Raw genomic sequence first — 19,522 nt, 5'->3', positions numbered from 1 at the left:
ACTCGCCTCCAACACGTCGACCGCGCTCAACGGCCTGTCACCACCGCCGTCCAGAGCCTGCTCCAAAGCGACGACAAGGTTCTCCACGGCAGTCAGCAGCAGGGCACAGACAGCGTTCGGGTCGACCGGAGCGATGGCGTCGACGACCAAGCGGAGGCTGTCGCCGTTGTCGTCAACCGATACGGCCAGCGGGTAGTTGGTCTGCTCCTGGGTGAAGACGGTGCGCACTCCCGCCAAGCCGGAGTCTGAGCCGGGCTCGATGCCCTGGTTGCGGACCGCTGCGCTGCTGTGCCGGTAGTTGAAGAGGGAGGTGAACAGGGGTGTGTCGGGTGAGACGCCGCTGGCCTGCTGTGCCACTGCGAGGGGTGCGTGTTCATGCTCAAACAGCTCGGCGAGCAGTCCCCGCATCTGAGCCACGGCGTCGAGCGCACCGACCTCATGCACACGCAGCCGTACCGGCAGCGTGTTGATGAACAGGCCCGCCGCCCGGTCCGAGCCGGCGCCGGCGTTCATGCGGCCGAACAGAACCGTACCGAACACGACGTCCGAACGGCCGGAGACCGCGGCAAGGACCCGCGCCCACGCCACGTGCAGTGTCGTCGCCGCACTCGCGCCCGAACGCCGGGACACCTCTCGTACGCGGCTTGCCAGTTCAGCGGGCAGCGCCGCCCGGGCCCGCGCTGAACCCGCGCCGTCCCGGCGGGCGTCGGTCAGCCCGAAGGGTGCGGTCGGCTCGTCCACGTCCCCCAGCAGGCGGGCGAAGAACTCCTCGTGTGCACCGTTGTCCGCCCCGCTGCGTGCCTGCGCGACGAACTCACGGAACGGCAGGGACGGCGTCAGATCGGCGGCGCGACCGTTAAGGATCGCGCGGACTTCACCGATCATCACCTCCAGTGCGGTGTGGTCCTGCACCAGGTGATGAATTCGCAGCATCCCCAGCCAACGGCCGTCCTCTTCAGCGCGGGCCGCCGTGATGTGCACGTCCAGCAACGGAGCGCGACCGATGTCCATCACCGAGCCCACCGCCGCCACCAGCGTCGCCACGCGGTCCTCGGCCGACGGGTCCAGGAGCACCTCGGCCACCGGGAGCACCGCCCGACGCGACACCACCTGGACCGGCTCCCGTAGCCCTTCCCACACGATCGCCGTGCGGTAGATGTCATGACGGTCCACCACCGACTGCAACGCCGCGAAGAACTCGTCCAGCCGCTCCCGCGACTCGAACTCCAGCACCACGGGGGAGACATACGCGTCGGTCCCCTGGTCTGCGCCCATGAGGTGGTGGAAGAGGATGCCTTCCTGAAGCGGCGCCAGCGGGTAGACGTCGGCGACATTCGCCGCTCCGCCCTCGACGCCGGCCACCACACGCTCGACCTCGGCCGAGGTCAGCTTCACCAGCGGCAGCATCTGCGGCGTGATCTCCCGCGCACCGTCCGTGATGGCATTCGCCGGCACCACGAACTGCTCGGCTGCCGCCACAGCAGCCAGGCTCGCCACCGTGGGCGTCTCGAACAAGGCCCGGACGGACAAGGCCGCACCTCGCGCCCGCAACCGCTCCACCAGCAAGACCGCCAGCAGGGAGTGACCGCCCAGCGCGAAGAAGTCGTCATCGACCCCGACCGAGTCGACCCCCAGGACCTGCGCGAACACCTCGCACAGGAGCTCCTCCTGTGCTGTCGAGGGCCCACGACCCGAGCCGGAGGCTCCGGACGAGTAGTCCGGCGCGGGCAGTGTCCGACGGTCCACCTTGCCGTTGGCCGTGAGCGGGATGGTCTCCAGGACGACGACAGCGGCCGGGACCATGTACTGCGGCAGCAGCCCGGACACGAACGCCCGCACAGCGCCGGGCAGGCCCCGCAGATCCTCCACACCTTCGCCGGCGACGACGTACGCCACCAGGCGCTTGTCACCCGGCTCGTCCTCCCGCACGACGACGATGGCCTGCGCTACGGACGGGCACTCCGCCACGACCGCCTGGACCTCGCCCGGCTCGATCCGGAAACCACGGATCTTCACCTGCTCATCGGCACGACCGACGAAGACCAGCTCGCCCTCGCCCGTCCACCTGACCCGGTCACCGGTCCGGTACATCCGCGAGCCGTCCGCCGCGAACGGGTCCGCCACGAACCGCTCGGCGGTGAGACCGGGGCGCTTGACGTAACCACGGGCCAGGCCGGCACCCGCCACATACAGCTCCCCCGCCACGCCGGGCGCCACGGGAGTCAGGAACTCGTCCAGCACGTACATCCGCGTGTTCACGATCGGCGAGCCGAAGGGCACCGGCCCGCCGCGCTGCGGATCGACATCCCCGGAGGCGACCATGACAGTTGCCTCGGTCGGCCCGTAGGTGTTGACCAGACGGCGCCCCCGGGCCCACAGCCTCGCGAGCCGCCTGTCGATGGCCTCCGCGCCGACCAGCAGGGTTTCAAGTCCGGCCAGGTCGGCCGGGTCCAGCACACGCAGCAGGGACGGCACCACACTGGCCGTGCGGACACCGGTCTCAAGCACCAGCTCGGCCAGGAGCGCGGTGTCCGCGCGCTCGCCCGAACCGACGACCACCAGCGTCCCGCCGCCCGTCAGCGTCACGGCGACGTCTAGCACCGAAGCATCGAAGCTGAACGACGCGAACTGCAGCACTCCAACACCTGTTTCCACGCCGAACTTCGGCCCGAACACGGACACCGCGTTCGCCAGACCGCCGTGGGCGATCGCAACACCCTTCGGACGGCCCGTCGACCCCGAGGTGTAGATCACATAGGCCAGCCCCTGCGGTGATGCCTGCCGGACGGGTTCGCCGGATGCCGGCGTCGCTGGACGGTTGGCGGTGGCCGGCTCGTCAACCAGTAGGGAAGGCACTCCGTGCTCGGCCGCCACCGCGACCGCGGCGGTCGCGGAGCTGTCGGCCACCAGGAGCACCGGGCTTGCGTCCTGGAGGACGAAGGCGATGCGATCGGCCGGGTACTCCGGGTCGACCGGCACATAAGCCGCACCTGCTTTCCACACCGCCAGGATCGCGGTCACCAGTCGGACCGAGCGGTCCATGGACAGCGCTACGAGCGACTCGGGCCCGACGCCGAGACTGATCAGCTCGCGGGCCAGGCGACCGGCTCGCGCGTCGAGTTCCGCGTAGGTGAGCTGCTCGCCCTCGCACACGACGGCGATGGCGTCCGGCTTCCGGGCGACCTGGGCCTCGATTTGTTCCGGCACCGAGGCGCTCGGGACGTCGGCAGCGGTGTCGTTCCATTCCACCAGCACTCGCCGACGCTCATCCGCGTCCAGCACGTTCACAGCGCTGAGGTGCCGGTCCGGGTCGGCGGACACCACCTTGAGGACCCGCATCCACCGCTCTGCCAGCAGCTGCGCCGTGCCCGCCTCGAAGAGGTCGGCGGCCGCCGTCAGCAGACTGCGCAGCCCTGCGGGTCGTCCCTGGGCGTCGAAGTTTTCGCCGACCGTCAGGTCGATGTCGAACTTCGCCGTGGTCCTCGACGTGGACAGATCCGTCGAGCCTGTGCCCGCCTCCAGGCCGGGCAGGGCTATGCCGGCGCGGGCATGGTTCTGAAGGGTGAGCATCGCCTGGAAGAGTGGGGCGCGCGTCAGGGAGCGTGAGGGCGCCACGCTCTCGACCATGCGCTCGAAGGGCACGTCCTGGTGGGCGAAGGCGCCGAGGCCGGCTTCGCGGACCCGGGCGAGGGCCTCGCGGAAGGTCGGGTCGCCGGACAGGTCATTGCGGATCACCAGGGTGTTGACGAAGCAGCCCACCAGGTCGTCCAGGGCCTCGTCGGCCCGGCCGGCGACCGCCGCGCCCATGGGGATGTCGGTACCGGCTCCGAGCCGGGAGAGCAGGACCGCCAGTGCGGCCTGCAGCACCATGAACAGCGTCACCCCTTCGGCGCGGGCGAGCTCCACCAACTGCTCGTGCACCTGCGCAGGGACCTGAAGTGAAACGTTGTGACCCGCATAGCTGGGGACCGCCGGGCGGGGGTGGTCGACCGGCAGCTCCAGCTCCTCGGGCGCGCCCGCGAGGGTGTCGCGCCAATAGGCGAGCTGACGGGAGATCACGCTGTCGGGGTCGCTGTCGTCGCCCAGGAGTTCCAGCTGCCAGATCGCGTAGTCCGCGTACTGCACCGGCAGCGGCGCCCACTGCGGGGCACGCCCCTCGCGGCGGGACGCATAGGCGGCCGTGAGGTCACGGCCGAGGGGGCCCATCGACCAGCCGTCGGCCGCGATGTGGTGGATCACCAGGACCAGTACCTGCTCGTCCTGGGGGGTAGCGAAGAGCCATGCCTTGATCGGCGCCTCGGCGGCCAGGTCGAACGCGTAGCCCCTGGCCCGGGCCACGGCGTCGGCCAGGTCATCTGTGGCGACGTCGGCCCGCTCGAGGCCCCAGTCCAGCTCGTCCATGGACAGGACCCGCTGATACGGGCGACCGTCAGCGGTGGGGAAGACGGTGCGCAACACCTCGTGCCGCTCCAGGACGTCTCGCAGCGCGGCCGACATGGCCGCGTGGTCCACACCGCCCGACAGCCGCAGCACGACGGGCACGTTGTAGCCGGAGCTGGGGCCCTCCAGCTGATCGAGGAACCAGAGGCGCTGCTGCGCGAAGGAGGCCGGCACGTGCTCGGGTCGCTCCGCGACGGCGGTCAGGTCGGAGCGGGCCTGGTCCGCGCCGGGCAGGCGGGCGGCCAGGGCGGCCGGCGTCCGGGCCTCGAACAGCGCCCGGAGCGGCAGCTCCACTCCAAGGGCCCTGCGAAGCCGGCTGACAAGGCGCGTGGCGAGCAGTGAGTGGCCGCCTAGGGTGAAGAAGTCGTCGTCCGCACCGACGTTCGGCAGACCCAGGACATGTGCGAAGGCGCCACACACGATCTCCTCGATGGGGGTGGAGGCTGCGCGGCCCATGCCGGTGGGTCGGCCGGGTGCGGGCAGGGCCTTGCGGTCCAGCTTGCCGTTGAACGTCAGAGGCAGGGTGTCCAGGACGACGAACGCGCCCGGGACCATGTGCTCCGGCAGCCGCTCGGCGGCGAAACGCCGGAGGTCCTCTACTGGCACGTCCGCAGCTCTGGGGACCACGTATGCGACCAGGCGTCTGTCACCGGGAGGGTCCTCGCCGGCGATCACCGCGGCCTGGGCCACGGACGGGTGCGCGGTCAGGACGGCCTGGATCTCACCCGGCTCGATCCGGAATCCACGGATCTTCAACTGCTCGTCCGCGCGGCCCAGATACTGCAGTTGACCATCCGCGGTCCAGCGGGCCCGGTCCCCGGTCCGGTACATCCGCGAGCCGGCCTGGCCGAACGGATCGGCGGTGAAACGCTCCGCGGTCAGGCCCGGGCGGTTCAGGTAGCCACGGGCCAGACCGGCGCCTGAGATGTACAGCTCGCCCGCCGTGCCTGCCGCCACCGGACGCAGGAAGTCGTCCAGGACATACAACCGTGTGTTGGCGATCGGCCGCCCGATCGGTATCTCGTCCCCGACTTCCTGGCCCGGCACCACCTCGGCTACGCAGCACCCCACGACCGTCTCGGTCGGTCCGTACTCGTTGACCACGACCGAACCCGGTGCCATCGCCAGCAGATCCCGCACCACCGACCCCGGCAGAGCCTCACCGCCGACCACCCAGGCCCGTGCCGCGCCGGCCAGGCGCTCGTGAGCCACCAGTTCTGCGAGGAGTGGCAGGTGCGCCGGGACCACCTTCACCAGGCCGAACCCCGACGAGGTGTTCAGCAGCTCGGTCAGGCCCTCGGCGCCTCCCTTGGGGCTGATCACCACGGCGGCACCCGCGACCAGGGGAAGCAGCATGCTCGTCACCGTCAGGTCGAACGCCGGCGACGAATGCAGCGGCGCGGACCCGCCCCGGCCGGACATCCCGTACGCACCGGCAGCCCAGACCACATAGTTCGCCAGGCCGCCGTGCGTGACCACCACGCCCTTGGACCGTCCGGTCGATCCCGACGTGTAGATGACGTACGCCGGATGATCGGAGAGGAGCGGCCCCCGGCACTCGCCCGCCCCCAGCGGAGCGGCCTCCACCGCAGACAGCGGCAGGCCCGCTGCCGGGGCGTCGACGACCAGGAGCGGGACGCCTTCGGCCGCCGCCACGGCGGTTGAGGGTGTGCCGGCCGCCACCAACACCACGGTCGGCGCGGCGTCCTGGAGGGTCAGCCGGATCCGCTCCACCGGGTAGTCGGAGTCGATGGGCAGATACGCTCCGCCAGCCTTCCACACCGCCAGGATCGCGGCGATCATCTCCGGGCCGCGCGGCATCAGGAGCGGGACCAGGGCCTCCGGGACTACCCCGTGGTCGACCAGGCGGCGGGCCAGTCGGTTCGCCCTGCCGTCCAACTCGGCATACGTGACCTCGACTCCCTCGCAGACCAGGGCGACCGCGTCGGGAGTCCGCGCCACCTGGGCCTCGATCAGTCCAGGTACGGAGACGGCGCCGATGTCCACCGCCGTGTCGTTCCACTCCTCCAGGACCTGGTGCCGCTCGGCTGCGTCGAGCAGGCCGATGCGGCTGAGCCGGGTGTCGGTGTGGGTTGCCAGCACGGCCAGCAGGTGCGTCCAGCGTTCGGCGATCCGGGCCACCGATGCCGCGTGGAACAGGTCCGCGGCGCCGATCAGCTTGCCACGCATGCCCGCCGGACGCCCCGCGGCGTCGTGCCGTTCGCCGATCAGGACGTCGATGTCGAACTTGGCCGCCGACGAGTCGACGACCAGCGGCGTGCACTCCACACCCGCGAGCTCCAGCCCCGAAGGCGCGGAGGCGGACCCGGCGTTCTGCAGGGTGAGCATGACCTGGAAGAGCGGATTGCGCCGTGCCAGCGAGCGAGTCGGCGCAAGCTCCTCGACCAGCGCCTCGAAGGGGAGGTCCTGATGGGCGAACGCCCCCAGACTCGTCCGGCGCACCCTGCCCAGCACCTCACGGAACGTCGGATCCCCCGACAAATTTGTCCGCAGGACCAGGGAGTTCACAAAGAAACCAACCAGATCCTTCAGCGCCTCGTCGGTCCGCCCGGCGATCGCGGAGCCAATCGGGATGTCGGTACCTGCACCGAGCCGGGACAGCAGGACCGCGAGAGCGCCCTGCAACACCATGAACAGCGTGACACCCTCTGCGCGCGCCAGCTCCACCAACTGGGCATGGACCTCCGTCGGCACCTCCAGCACAACAGCGTGGCCGTCCTGGCTGGGTGTGACCGGCCGCGGACGGTCGAAGGGAAGCTCCAGCTCCTCCGGGGCCCCGGCCAGGGCCTCACGCCAGTAACCGATCTGCCGGGACATCAGACTCCCCGGATCCTCCGCGTCCCCCAGCAGTTCCCGCTGCCACATCGCGTAGTCCGCGTACTGCACCGGCAACGGCTCCCAGCCCGGTGTCCGGCCCGCACGGCGCGCCTCATAGGCCGTCGACAGGTCCCTCACCAACGGCCCCCGTGACCATCCGTCACCCGCGATGTGATGCAGCACCAGGAGCAGCACGTGCTGCTCCGGTGCAGACGTGAACAGCCATGCCCGCATCGGCGCCTGCCCCGCGAGGTTGAAGGTGTGGCCGATGGCCTCGGTCACGGCCTCGGTGAAGTCGGCCTCGGCGACCTCGGCCGTCTGCAGCTCCCAGTTGAGCTCGTCCATCGTGAGGACATGCTGGTGGGGCTCTCCGTCCGCGGTGGCGAAGACCGTACGCAGCACTTCGTGCCGCTCCACGACGTCCAGCAGCGCCCGCTGCATGGCCTGCCGGTCCACCGCTCCCTCGAGACGGAGCGCGAGCGAGGTGTTGTAGGTGGCACTCGGGCCGTTGAGCTGCTCGATGAACCACAGCCTGCGCTGAGCAAACGACAGGGGGATCATCAGGACTCCTTCTGGACGTGCGTCGGCCGCGCGGCCGCGTCGGCGGCGGGCTGGTCGTCGGCTGTGGTCTGGCGGGGTCGGCGGTGAGCGGCCGGAGGCATGGGGCGCCGACGTGATCAGCCTCGGCAGGAGCCGGGCGGGCCTGGGCGCCATTACTGCGGTGTCGTGCCCTCGAACGCGGCGCTGTGTGGGTCGGAGCGCTGTTCTGGGCAGGCGGGAGCGAACCGCTCAGCGGAGAGAACTCCAGCTGATTTCCCATCAGATTGCGGATAGTGCCATCCGCCGGAGCCGTTTTCGCCCAGCCCGTTGGTCCCGACTCAGCGACTGAACAGCTGAGGTCACCTGCCAAGAGGGAGGGCAGGCCGCATCACCGACCGGCCGTCTTGCATCACAAACGGTGACCGTGGCCCTCAGTTGCCGCCCATGGCCTCGATCAGGCTCTTGGGCCGCATGTCGGTCCAGGACGTCTCGATGTAGTCGAGGCACTCCTGGCGCCCGGCTTGCCCGAACACGGTGGTCCAGCCGGCGGGGACGTCCGCGAAGGCAGGCCACAGCGAGTGCTGGCCCTCATGGTTGACCAGCACCAGGAAGGTGCCGTCCGGGTCGTCAAAGGGATTCGTCACCGCGTCGTCCTTTCTCGGGTCATTCGGCGAAGACTGCTTCAGCGGGGCGCCGGGCGGCCCAATGAATCAGCGTCACCAAATCACGTCGACATATCCAAGGGCACACTGCGTCGCCCAGGCACTGCAGCCCTGCTGGAGGCCACTATGGCCCGGAGCCGGACAGCGCCTCAACGGTCACGCCGCTCGCGCAGGCGTCCAACTGCTTCGTCGCGCCACTTGAACAGCGAGACGGCGACGCAGCCGGCGGCGACGTTCCGAAGAATGGCCCATGCGGGCTGCTGTCCACGGATCTGGCGAGCATTGTCAACACCGGAAACGGCGTACCTTCAGAAGGCCAGGAGTGGGCGCTTCCGGAGGCCAGGAGTGGGACCTTCCGGCGCATGCTGCCGGGGTCCCGCCGGCGCAGAATGGTCAGCCGACGCGGCGCCCCGCTCCCCTCCCGCGCCGGCGGCACAGCGCGGCGCCCACCTGCTGCGCCCGACCGGGCCCGGTTCGCAGGATCATCAGCGCCCCCGGCCCGAGTGCACCGCAGGCCGCCAGAGCACCACCCTGGCAGAACTCGCACCATCGGAACGCGGCATCGGGTGGGCCACTGTCAGCGGCCCACCCGATGTCTGTTCTTGTCCGCTGCGCTACTCGGTCCGCAGCGCGACCGCCGTGCGGGTCCTGGCCGCCCAGCCGGCTGGGAGCAGCGCACCGAGGACCGCGATCACCAGACCGCCGAGGCCCAGCAGCACCAGCGGAAGCGCGTGGTACACGTCCAGCACCGCGGCAGGCAGCCGCAGGCCCGCACTGTGGCCCATGGCCGGGACCACGATCCGCTGCAGCACCACCCCGAGCGGCACGCCGACCACGCCGCCGGCCACGCCGATGACGACCACCGAGGCGATCACCATCAAGACGGTCTGGCGCGGCGTCATGCCAAGCGCCTTGACCACGCCGAGGTCGTGGATGCGTTCGCGGGTGTCCAGTACAACGGCGTTGAGCACACCGAGCCCGGCGACGACCACGAGCATCAGGGTGAGGAGCGCCGTCAGCGCGTCCAGCATGATCAGCAGCTGGCTGGCCCCGCCGCTGTCGCCGACCTGGGCGATCGCGCCGGTGGGCTGAAGCGCGGCGTTGAGCTGGTCGGTGTAGCGGTTCGGGTCGGTTCCGGCCTTGAGCGAGATGGAGAAGTAGGCGGCATGCAGGTTCGGTTCCGCGGAGGCCAGCGTCCGGGCATCGGTGAGCAGTGTCATGCCCTGGTTGTTCGTGACGAAGACCTCTCCGGTGATCTTCACCGGAACCGCCTTGCCGTGGTCGGTGAGCACAACGGTGTCGCCGACCTTGGCGCCGGTGGCGTTGAGGAAGGGGGTGGGGACGACGGCCTCGCCGGGGTGGTGGAACCAGCTCCCTGAGACCATCTGGTAGCCGCCCCAGGAGGCGTCGCCGATGAAGGCGGTGACCTGCACGGCGCCGGTCGTTCCGGCTGCGGTCACCTGGGTCTGTGCCGAACCGAAGTACGTACGGGTCCCGGGCTGCGCCTTGATCGCCTTGGTCATGGCCGTGGTGTCGACCGTGCCGGGCTTCGTCGTGGCGGCGCTCGCGCTCCCCGAGGTGCCGGGGGCCGAGCCGGGTCCGCCGCCGGGCTGCGGCGGGGCGACCGTGAGGACGGTCACGTCGGCCGAGGTCTTCTTGGCGTCCTGGATCCGCTGGAGCGAGGAGCCGAGGCCGAAGGCGAAGGTGACAGCTGTGGCACCGAAGAGGATCGCGGTGACCATCGCAATGGCGCGGGCCGGCCGGGCGAAGGGCTGAGCAAGACCCAGGGTCACCGGGCGCGGCAGCGGCAGCGCCCGGGCGATCCGGGCGGCGCGCTGGCCGCGGCCGAACCGCGGCGTGCGGCCGACGGCCAGCGCGTCCACGGTGCGCAGCCGACCGGCGCGCAACGCGGTGACCAGTGCGGTCACCGAGACCATGAGCAGCGCGCCGGCGATCACCGCGATGTCGACGGAGGGGGCGACAGTCAGCGAGGTGGTGCCGTAGACCTGCTCGGTGGCGGCGAGCACCTGACCGGCCGCCAGATTGCCGAGGACGGCGCCGAGCAGGGTGCCGATGACCGCGGGGATCAGCGCTTGGCCCATGTAGGCGCGCACCACCTGACCGGGGGTGAAGCCGATGGCCTTGAGGATGCCGATGCGGCGGGTGCCCGATCCGACGGCGCCGGCGACCACGTTCCCCACGATCAGCACCGACATCAGGACGCCGAGCAGACCGAAGGCGGTCAGGAACGGGATGAAGATCCCGGTGCTGCTGTTGTTGCTGTCCTTGACGTTGAGCCAGGTGCGGGTGCCGTCCATCGAGCCGGCCGGGGCCTTGGCGGCGACGGCGGCGCGGTCGGCGGCGAGTTGGGTGGTGGTCGCGGCGTTGGCGAAGCGGTAGAGCATCTGCAAGCCGCTGCTGCTGCCCTTCGCGGCCAGGATTGAGATCTCCCTGGGGGCGACCCAGCCGTCGGCGGTGTGGCTGACGGACCGGGCGATCCCGACGACCTTCAGCTCAGAGGTGCCTGCGGAGGCTCTGGGGAAGTCCACCTTCTGCCCGACGGAGAGCTGCGGTCCACCGTAGTCAGCCGATACGACGATCTCTCCTGCTCCTGACGCCCAGTGGCCCGAGGTCAGGGTGACGTCGTCGACAGGGCCGCTGGGCTCGGCACGGCCGACCAACGCCATGGGAGTCATGGTCATGCCTGCGGGCAGGTCCAAGCCGGGCCCGCCGGTGGGGTTGACCGAGGCGGTCGGGAAGGGACCGGCGGTCGCGGTCACGCCGGCTGCGTGCGCGGTGGCGCCGACCTGCTGCGCGGTCGCCTTGGACGGGTCGAACTGGACGGTGAGGTGGGCACCGTTCTGCCGCGCGAAGGCGTGGTCGAAAGGGGCGTTGGAGGCGACCAGCAGCGAACCACCCAGCACGGAGGCGGTCACCGCCATCATCGCGGCGAGGCCGGTGACGGTGGTCTGCACCCGGCGCCGCCGCACGCCCGCGCCCATCACCCTGCCGAGGGCGCTCATCGGGCCATCTGCGCCCGGGCGCCCGCGGCCGGGGCGTCGGTGCGGGTGTCGGAGGCGATCCGGCCGTCGACGATGCCGACGGTGCGGGTGGCGCAGGTCTGGGCGAGGGTGAGGTCGTGCGTGACCAGGATGATGGTCTGGCCGTCGGCGTGCAGCTCCCGCAACAGGCCCTTCACCTCCTCACCGGAGGCGGAGTCCAGCGCTCCGGTGGGCTCGTCGGCTAGGAGCAGCGCCGGGCGGTTCATCAGCGCCCGCGCCACCGCCACGCGCTGGCGCTCACCGCCGGACAGCCGGCCCGGGTAGGCACGCATGTGCTGGGCGATGCCGAGCGTCTCCAGCAGGCCGGTGGCCTGCTTGCGCGCCTTTCCGCGCGCCATGCCCGTCATCTCCGCCGGGAGCACCACGTTGTCGAGGACGGTGAGGTCGTCGAGGAGGTTGAAGAACTGGAAGATCATGCCGATGTTGTCGCGGCGGTAACGGGCCGCACCGGTCTCGTTGAGCTTGTCCACCCGAACACCGGCGACCTTGACGGTGCCGGAGTCGGGACGGTCCAGGCCCGCGATCATGTTGAGCATCGTGGACTTGCCGCTGCCTGAGGGGCCGAGGATGGCCACGGCTTCACCTGCGTGGACAGTCAGCGACACGTCGCGCAGGGCCGCCGGCCCGTCGACAAAGTGGCGGGTCACCCCGCTCAGTTCGATCACAGGCTCGGCCATCGATCTTTCTCCTTCTCATGTCCTCTTCCCAACTGCCTCGACGTTAGGGTCGGGAGGTGATCGGCCACGTCGGTCAGGGGAGCCATTTCCGGTACCCACCGCGGACGATGGCCTGCGGAATCATCCTTGGGATGTAGTCGGGAGATGTACGGATTGAACAGCGAGCCGGACGCCGCAGGTCAGGCGGACCATGAAGTCTCCCCCGAGCCACCGCCGGAAGAGGAACCGGATTCCCGGCTCGCGCGGCTGGGTCGGCGGGCCGTCGCCCTGACCCGCCCGACGGCCGCACTCCCTGGGCTGACACGACGCCGGCAGCTCGCCGACGCCGCCGTCGCGCTCGTGTTCGCGCTCGTCGCGGTCCGCTACAGCGTCAACGCCCCCAACGCCCCGGCCGGTCCCCTGGACGCCACGCTGCTCGCCGCGCTCGCCGCCGCTCCGCTGGGGCTGCGGCGCCGGACTCCACTCGCTGCGCTGTGGACGCAGCTCGCCCTGTCCGCGGCTCTGCTCCTGCGCCATGCCTACGCGGACGTGCTCTTCGTGACCTGCATGGTGACGATGATCGCCCTGTACAGCGCGGTCGCCTACACCCCCTACCGCGAACTGGCCCTGGCGAGCCTGCCGTTCGCGGGCGCGGTGCTGGTGGGCCTGTTCTCCCAGGCCAAGCTGCCGAACTTCCCAAACGGCCTGGTGGGCGCGCTGATGCTGTTTCCCGTCGTGGTGGCGGCCGTCGGGCACCGGGTGTGGGCGCTGCGGGCCGAGGAGAGCCGCGCGCGCCTGCGGGCCCTGGAGCTGGACCAGATCGAGGCGCTGCGCCAGGCCGTCGAGCACGAGCGCTCCCGGATCGCCCGCGATCTGCACGACGTGGTCACGCACAACGTCAGCGTGATGGTGATCCAGGCCGGAGCCGGCCGCATGGTGGTGGACAAGGATCCCGCCCTGGCGAAGGAGGCGCTGCTGGCGATCGAGACCGGCGGCCGCGCCGCCATGACCGACCTGCGCCAGGTCATGGGGCTGCTGACGATGGACAGCTCCGGTGAGAGTTCGGCCGACCAGGCCGACCTCACCCCGCAGCCGGAACTCGACGGCTTGGAGGCCCTGGTCGGGCGGATGCGCCTGACCGGCATCCACATCGAGCTGCGCACCACGGGGGAACGCCATGTGCTGCCGCCCGGGATGGAACTGACGGCCTATCGGGTGGTCCAGGAGGCGCTGACCAACATGGTCAAGCACGCGGTCGGCGCGAGCGCCGTCATCCACGTCGACTACGGCCCGCGAGAGCTGTCCGTCGAGATCCTCAACACCGAGGGCCACCCGGGTGAAGCGGCCACCAGTGGCAGCGGCAGGGGCCTGATCGGACTGCGCGAGCGTCTCGCCCTCTACGGCGGGAGCCTGTCCACCGGCCCGCGGCTGACCGGCGGCTACCGCGTCAAGGCGTCAATTCCCCTGAACCACCTGGAGGGCATGTGACCACCCCGCTGCGTGTCGTGATCGCCGACGACCAGGCCCTGGTCCGCACCGGCTTCCGGATGATCCTCACCGCCGGGGGCATCGACGTCGCAGCGGAGGCGGACGACGGCCTGACGGCCGTGGACGCGGTCCGCCGCACCCGGCCCGACGTGGTGCTGATGGACATCCGGATGCCCGAAATGGACGGCCTCGAGGCCACCCGTCGGATCCTCGCGTCCGGTGCCGACAGCGCGCCCCGGGTCATCATCCTGACCACCTTCGACCTGGACCAGTACGTCTACGCCGCCCTGAACGCGGGCGCGAGCGGTTTCCTGCTCAAGGACGTCAGCCCCGAGTACCTCGTCTCGGCCGTCCGCATGGTCCAGTCGGGCGACGCGCTGCTTGCCCCGGCCATCACCCGGCGCCTGGTCGCCCGCTTCTCCCGGCGTGAGGACACCCCGCTGCCGGGGGGCCAGGACAAGGCAGCGCAGCACCGCGGCCTGGGCACGCTGACGGCCCGCGAGTCCGAGGTCCTGCACCTGATCGCCCGCGGCCTCAGCAACGCCGAACTGGCCGCGCACCTGCACCTGTCCGAGGCGACCGTGAAGACCCACGTCGCCCGCATCCTCGCCAAGCTCGGCCTGCGCGACCGTGTGCAGGCCGTGGTGCTCGCCTACGAGACCGGTCTGGTCGCTCCCGGCCACGGCTCGGACGAGTGACCCCGGCCTGACCGGCTCGGTCGGCGGCCCCGCGTCAGATTGGCGCAGGGGCCGCACTCGTACAGGCACTGAGCGCACGGCCGCCGCCTGACAGACTCTGTTTCCCCGGCCCGCACGTATCCGTCCGGCCCCTCTACCTGCCTGTCGTGGGTCTACGGCATCGGCTGTTCAACTGGCGCAGACGCACAGTTGAACACACAGCCGGTCGGGAGTGACCCCCACGTCGGGATCGCACGGCTGCCACATCCGCCTCGGTGATCAGCCGTTCTCTCCTCCAGGCGTACATCGCTGGGATGGCTCGGCCGGCCGGATCCACCCTCAGAAGGACGGGACCTCGATACGACGGCCGACGCGCCTGCAGAGCGATCTTGTCTAGCGTCGGCTTCCGCAGATCAGCGGCCTCTGCAGAAGATTCCCCAGGCGCGGCCGTGTCAACTGGAGGGACGGGCGGGCGCCCATGGGCATGTCATCCGGCCGGCAGACAGGACAGAGGCAGTACGACAGCGTCGGCGCTCAGACCATGACGGTCAGGGTCGGGATACGCCGGGCCGCCCTGTGAGCGGGTCCTCCGGCACCGCCGCGCGGATCGAAGCGGTGTACGCGGACCGATCCGATGACGTAACCGTCACCGCCGCAGTCGGGCAAGGACGCTGGAACCGCCGTCCGATGTGGGTGTCGGGCTGGCTGGTCGCGGCTGCTTGGGCTGGTGCCTTGTCGCTGTCCTCCACGACGCCCACTCATCGGGCGTGGGGGGGCATGGCCGGCGTCGGCTACCTGCTTGCCGCCGCAGCGGCCTGCTGTACACCGCGCCGGCACGCGCTGAGGGTCTCCGGACTGCTGGCCCTGGTCGGCGCGGTCCTGCTGCCGCTACTGTTCCTGGTCCTCACCGGTCAGGCGCAATCCGAAGTAACGGTGATCGAACACTCGGCCGATCTGCTGATCCACACCGGTAGCCCGTACCTGCCCCATCCCCGTCGGGTCATCGACTACAACCCGTATCTGCCCGGCATGGCTCTTCTCGGTCTCCCCCGGGCGCTGCTGGGCGACGGCAACTCGGTGACGGCGTTGCTCGACGACGGCAGAATCTGGTGCGCGGCGGTCTTCGTGAGTTGCCTGATCGCGGGCCAGAGGGTCCTGCGGACGAGCGTCGTCGGCGTCGAGGGCCGGTGGCAGCCGGAAGCAACGTCGCCGGGCACAGCCATGACGATCCTGATCGCCTCGCCGTTCGTGGCCCTGCCGCTGTGCGTGAGTGGTGTCGACCTTCCGCTGATCGGCGCATGCTGCCTCGGGCTGGCACTGGCCGCACGCGGACGGCCGGTTGCAGCCGGCGTCGTCCTCGCCTTCGCGTGCTCCCTCAAATGGCCTGCCTGGCCTGCCGTGCCCGTCGCGCTCACCACGCTGGTCTCGTTGTACGGCGGGCGCGCTGCCGCACGTTGTGCGGGCGTCGCCCTGGCAGTCACGGCGGCGCTCATTCTGCCCGGTGTCCTCCGCGCGCCCCGGACCATTGCCGTCCAGGTCCTTGCCTTCCCAACCGGACGGGCCAAAGTGGCGACCCCTGCGGCCAGCCCGCTGCCCGGCCGGCTGCTTGCCTCGGTCGGCCCGGGTGGCTGGGCGGCTGCGGTTGCTCTGCTGGCCTTGAGCGCTGCCGTCATGGTCGTCTCGCTCGTCAGGCGCCCGCCGACCGATGCCGTCCAGAGCGCCGATCGCCTGGCCATTGGCCTCACGATGGCATTCGCCCTCGCGCCGGCCAGCCGATTCGGCTACTTCGAGTTGCCCGTCGTCCTGTCGGTCTGGACCCGCCTGGCTTGCGCTCCCCATACCGGCGCCGCCCCCAGGCACGCTCCGGGAGCGGCTCGCGGCTCTCACCGAGAGTCCACCGACCCGCCCCTTGCCCGGATCAACTGCTCGCTGAAAGAGCTCTGATGAAAAACACGTCGACCGACCCGAGCGAGCAGGCGCCTCCCCAGGCCAGCAGCCGTCGGCGCCCAGGAGCCCGCGTAGCGTCGGTGGCAACCGCACTGCACTGGGCGTCCGAACAGTGGCCCTTCGTGGAAGAGGAGGTGGCCGGCCTGCGTGCCCTGGTGCGCCCGGGTGCTGTGTGCCTGGACATCGGGGCCGAGTACGGCCTCTACACCTGGAGTCTGTCCGCGCTCACCGGGCCGACCGGGCAGGTGCACAGCGTCGAGCCGCTTCACGGCCCGGCCAGGTGGCTGAGCAGCGTCGCCACCCTGCTCGACTGCGGCAACGTAACCGTGCACCGCACAGCCCTCGGTGAGCGGACGCAATCCGGCACCATGAGCCTGCCACGGCGCCGCCTCCTGCCCGTCCACGGACGTGCCTACCTTACCGAGGGCACCTCGGGACCCGGCCCCAACGTCGAGTTCCGCACCTCCAGGCCGGTACCCACCCCGGTACAGACCGTGGACAACCTCTGCCGACAACACGCCCTGGCGAGAGTCGACTTCATCAAAGCCGATGTCGAAGGGGCCGAGGCGGCGGTGCTCTTCGGTGCCCGGAACACCCTGCTTCGCCACCGGCCCTCGCTGCTCCTGGAGATCGAGGAACGGCACCTCGCGAAGTACGACACGGAGCCCGCCGAACTCGTCCGCCGGCTCACGGACCTCGACTACGACATGTACCGCTGGCAGGCACGGAGTTGGGTGCGCACACCGCACGTCTCAGCCGACTGCCGCAACTACCTCTTCAGCGCCCGACCGCTTTCCCAGATCTGAAGGAACTTACGTACTCATGGGTTCAACCCTGGTCATCACCAACGACTTTCCGCCCCGGCAGGGCGGGATCGAGACCTTCGTGCACGCGTTGGCCGCACGCGTTCCGGATGATGACGTCGTCGTCTACACCTCGCGGGAGCCGGGTGACACCGCCTTCGACGCGACACTCCCGTTCCCCGTCATCCGCGACTCCAGCCGTACTCTGTTGCCGACCGGCCGGGTCACCGCCAGGGCCATCCAGATCGCCGAGGCCCACGGGTGCGACCGGGTCTGGTTCGGGGCCGCGGCGCCACTCGCCCTGATGGCACCGGCCCTGCGCCGCAGCGGCATACGGCAGATAGTGGCAACCACGCACGGCCACGAGATCTGGTGGGCCAAAACACCTGGCGCGCGTCGAGTCATGCGGCGGATCGGCGACGGCGTCGACGTCGTCACCTACCTCGGCCAGTACACCCGCAGTCGGATCGAGCCCGCTCTCGGCACCCGCGTACGGATGAGCCGCCTCGTGCCCGGTGTCGACACCGACGTGTATCGGCCGGACCGTGAGGACGGGCCAGGCATAACCGACCGGTTCGGTCTGCACGGCAAACGCGTGATCCTCTGTGTTGCCCGGTTGGTGCGCCGTAAGGGCCAGGACATGCTGATCCGGGCCCTGCCGCTCGTACAACGCGCCGTGCCGGAGGCAGTGCTGGTCCTGGTCGGCCAGGGGCCGGACGAGGCCAGACTACGCAAGCTGGCGCAGCGCCACGCCCGGGGTTCGGTCTGCTTCGCGGGCGGCACGTCGCATGCCGCAACACCGCCGTACTACGCCGCTGCGGATGTCTTCGCCATGCCGTGCCGCACCCGTAAGGGTGGTCTGGAGGCCGAGGGCCTCGGGATCGTGTTCCTCGAAGCTTCCGCGAGCGGTCTGCCCGTCGTCGTCGGCGATTCGGGGGGCGCACCCGACGCCGTACTCGATGGCGCAACCGGGCGGGTGGTGGACGGGAAGGACCCCGCGGCGATCGCCAGGGCCCTGACGACGACACTTCTCGACCCCAAGCGCGCCGAGATGGGCGCCGAAGGCCGCCGATGGGTTCAGGAGGCGTGGTCCTGGGACGCCTCCGAGCGCCACCTGAGGGAGTTGCTGTCAGGCGAACATGTCCGCCAGGAGCGCCAGGTGGACTGACCCTGATGGCTGCGGAGATTCCTCTCGGGGCCGCCGGGCCGTCGAAGGCGGGGCGGAGGACACGCACCCGGCAGGAGGACACGCGCTCGGCCATCCTCTCCCGGACCACGCCCTACGTCGTTCAACTGCTGCAATGCCGTGGTTGAACGCCCGACGCCCGCCCGCGCCTGGTCGTCGATGGGCCGCACCTCAAGGTCTCCACAATCCAACTATGGGGGTGTGATATCAGGCAGCTGAACCCACGTCGGCCTGGCGCGTGCCGTGATGGCCTGTCAAAGAGTTCTACCAGGGCCATACCGGTGGAGGGTGTGTGAGCTACGCCGGCCAGGGGCGCGAACCCACCACATGCCGAAGCCTTGCCGAGAAGATCGAATACGTTCGGCAGGTCACGACCCCACAAGGGGAGAAGCCTCCTTCGGACGAGGCCATCGCAGAAGCGATCAACGCCAAGGCCGGCTGGCAGGTCATCGCCGGTAACACTCTCTACCGGCTGCGTACCGGCCGGAACGACAACCCCACCAAGGCAGTACTGGGAGCCCTCGCCTCTCACTTCGGAGTGTCGGTCGCCTACTTCTTCGACGAAACAGCCGACGAGCGCATCGAGGAGCAACTGGCGCTCCTGCAGGCGTTGAAGGCCGGTGGCGTCCGTAATCTCGCGGTCCGCGCCGGGAAGATGTCACCCCAGAGCCTGGCCGCACTGAACACATTGATCGATGGCATCCTCGGGCCTGACGACCAGAGCATCTGAGGCATGTCTCAGTAGGGTCGGGGAGTGGCGCGGTGAATGATGTTCCGTTTCCAGTCCCCGCAGTTTCGAACCGTGCATGCAGTTCTCCCGCACACGGCTTTCCGACATCGTTCACCGTCTGGCATGCGCGGTTGCCCTGGGCACGTTTCCGGTAAGTGAGCTTGTTCCGCTTTGACGGACACCATTGGTGTGGTGGTCAGGCTGCGAGTGCGGTCTCGTATTCGGCGGGACTGCGGTAGCCGAGGCTGCTGTGCAGTCGGTGCCAGTTGTACCAGCTCTCGGCAAAGTCGAAGATCGCGGTGCGGGCCGCGGCCCGGCTGGGCCAGGTTCTCGTGTCGAGCAACTCCCGTTTGCTGGTGGTGGAGAACGACTCGGCGAGCGCGTTGTCCCAGCACTGTCCGGTGCGCCCGACGGACAGACGGACACCCAACTCCGTTGCCAGGATGGCGAATTGCTGACTCGTGTACTGACCGCCACGATCCGAATGAAAGAT

At 70.1% G+C, this 19,522-nt stretch carries 11 protein-coding genes; 6 read left to right on the top strand and 5 right to left on the bottom strand.

Annotation, left to right across the window (positions count from 1 at the left end):
* The 4 genes from AQJ46_RS43140 to AQJ46_RS43125 all read right to left on the bottom strand — a co-directional run.
* Positions 1–7,839: non-ribosomal peptide synthetase (locus AQJ46_RS43140; protein ID WP_059210818.1), on the bottom strand; the 7,839-nt coding region annotated here is incomplete at its 3' end.
* Positions 7,840–8,249: 410 nt separating this feature from the next.
* A complete protein-coding gene (locus tag AQJ46_RS43135) occupies positions 8,250–8,462 on the bottom strand; it encodes an MbtH family protein (RefSeq protein ID WP_059210817.1) in 213 nt (70 codons plus the stop codon).
* Positions 8,463–9,094: 632 nt separating this feature from the next.
* Complete coding sequence (locus AQJ46_RS43130) at positions 9,095–11,503, bottom strand: ABC transporter permease (protein WP_079072690.1); 2,409 nt, start codon at positions 11,501–11,503, stop codon at positions 9,095–9,097.
* Positions 11,500–12,219, bottom strand: coding sequence for an ABC transporter ATP-binding protein (locus tag AQJ46_RS43125; RefSeq protein WP_059210816.1), 720 nt, complete (start codon positions 12,217–12,219; stop codon positions 11,500–11,502). The genes AQJ46_RS43130 and AQJ46_RS43125 overlap by 4 nt, the downstream gene beginning before the upstream one ends.
* A 144-nt stretch (positions 12,220–12,363) precedes the next feature.
* On the opposite strand from AQJ46_RS43125, the gene AQJ46_RS43120 reads away from it, so the two are divergent.
* From AQJ46_RS43120 to AQJ46_RS43095, 6 genes are all read left to right on the top strand, one after another.
* A complete protein-coding gene (locus AQJ46_RS43120; protein WP_079072689.1) occupies positions 12,364–13,686 on the top strand; it encodes a sensor histidine kinase in 1,323 nt (440 codons plus the stop codon).
* Positions 13,683–14,384: a response regulator gene (locus tag AQJ46_RS43115; protein ID WP_059210815.1), complete on the top strand. Its 702-nt coding sequence runs from the start codon at positions 13,683–13,685 to the stop codon at positions 14,382–14,384. The genes AQJ46_RS43120 and AQJ46_RS43115 overlap by 4 nt, the downstream gene beginning before the upstream one ends.
* A gap of 756 nt (positions 14,385–15,140) precedes the next feature.
* On the top strand, positions 15,141–16,307 hold the full coding sequence (locus AQJ46_RS43110) for a glycosyltransferase 87 family protein (protein WP_225887553.1): 1,167 nt from the start codon (positions 15,141–15,143) through the stop codon (positions 16,305–16,307).
* Positions 16,308–16,390: 83 nt separating this feature from the next.
* Positions 16,391–17,116 (top strand): FkbM family methyltransferase, encoded by a 726-nt coding sequence (locus AQJ46_RS43105; protein WP_059210813.1) that lies wholly within the window; start codon positions 16,391–16,393, stop codon positions 17,114–17,116.
* 16 nt (positions 17,117–17,132) lie between these two features.
* The gene (locus tag AQJ46_RS43100) at positions 17,133–18,281 is read left to right on the top strand and encodes a glycosyltransferase family 4 protein (RefSeq protein WP_059210812.1); all 1,149 of its coding nucleotides are present in this window, start codon (positions 17,133–17,135) and stop codon (positions 18,279–18,281) included.
* A gap of 310 nt (positions 18,282–18,591) precedes the next feature.
* Positions 18,592–19,029, top strand: a complete 438-nt coding sequence (locus AQJ46_RS43095) for a hypothetical protein (RefSeq protein ID WP_059210811.1) — start codon at positions 18,592–18,594, stop codon at positions 19,027–19,029.
* A 196-nt stretch (positions 19,030–19,225) separates the two neighbouring features.
* Here the strand turns inward: AQJ46_RS43095 and AQJ46_RS43090 are convergent.
* Positions 19,226–19,522: integrase core domain-containing protein (locus AQJ46_RS43090; RefSeq protein ID WP_159064152.1), on the bottom strand; the 297-nt coding region annotated here is incomplete at its 5' end.

Origin of the sequence: Streptomyces canus, assembly GCF_001514145.1 — a bacterium.
GTDB classification, from domain to species: Bacteria; Actinomycetota; Actinomycetes; order Streptomycetales; family Streptomycetaceae; genus Streptomyces; species Streptomyces canus.
This window is presented reverse-complemented; position numbering and strand designations above follow the sequence as displayed.